General features: G+C 36.3%; 1 protein-coding gene. It reads left to right on the top strand.

The annotated features are described in order from the left end of the window. Positions 1 to 91: 91 nt before the first annotated feature. Positions 92 to 1,179: IS4 family transposase (locus ACRD7B_RS22720; RefSeq protein WP_430826965.1), on the top strand; the 1,088-nt coding region annotated here is incomplete at its 3' end.

The raw sequence follows: 1,179 nt of genomic DNA, 5'->3' as shown, positions 1-1,179 counted from the left end.
CACTAGTGACCGACTAATTTTTTAAAATGAGGGTACTCCCTAAAGGTTTCCCCTCAAAGTTGTAAATTGATTTTGCGAAACATTTTACAACATGAGTAAAAATAAAGAAATAAATTTTGTCGGTCAGCCGATATTTAAACAGATAATAGATTTGCTTAAAGTTGCAGACATACCAACCTTAATCAAGAACCATGATAGTGACCGCTATTACAAGGCTTTTAAGACGAGAACACATATTATAACTATGCTGTTTGGGATTTTCAGCCGTTGCGATTCAATGACTGAAACTTGTGAAGGGCTGCGAGCTTTAGGCGGAAAGTTAAATCACTTGGGGCTTGATAAGGCACCTGCAAAAAGCACAGCTGGAGATGGTTTGCGTAATCGTGACAATCGTTTTTTTGAATCCTTATATTTTGAGTTAGTGAAGAAATATCAATCATTTTTGTCGGACAGCCGAACTTATGGATTGACTTTCAAAGAAGTTCTTTTGATTGATTCTACAACTATTCGATTATTTAGCGATGTGCTTAAAGGAGTAGGTCGTAACCCCAAAGGAGACGGTAAAAAGAAGGGCGGACTTAAAGTACATATGCTTATTGATGCCGTACAATCAGTTGGTAGATTTGTGAAGGTTACAGCAGCTAAAGTACATGATCAAAATTTTCTTAAAAGCTTAGAATTAATATCGCATAGCATGATAGTTTTTGATAAAGCATACAACTACTACCACCAGTTTGCCTTGTGGACTAATCAGCAAGTATACTTTGTCACTCGTCTAAAAAAGAATGCAGTTTTTACGGTAATCGAAACTCATAAAACAGGCTATCGAAAGAAAGGTGTCGCTAAAGTTCTAAAGGATGAGACTATAGAATTGGAATACTATCCGGAGAATGAAAATGGAGGAAAACAATATAAGATTAAGAAGTTATTGAGACTAAGAAAAGTAGCCTATCAAGATGAGAAGAACCGTTACTTTGAATTTCTAACAAACAATTTTGAAATCACAGCTGAAGAAGTGGCATTTCTATACAAGAAGCGCTGGGGCATTGAACTACTGTTCAAAAAGATGAAGCAAAACTTCCAGCTTCACTACTTCTACGGTGAAAATGAGAATGCCATACGCACGCAAGTTTGGTGTACGCTAATAGCCCAGCTTTTAATGACTGTTATTCAAAAGAA

The sequence above is a fragment of the Carboxylicivirga fragile genome (assembly GCF_050589805.1).
GTDB classification, from domain to species: domain Bacteria; phylum Bacteroidota; class Bacteroidia; order Bacteroidales; family Marinilabiliaceae; genus Carboxylicivirga; species Carboxylicivirga fragile.
The sequence above is the reverse complement of the archived record's forward strand: the minus strand, read 5'-3'. Positions and strand labels throughout refer to the sequence as shown.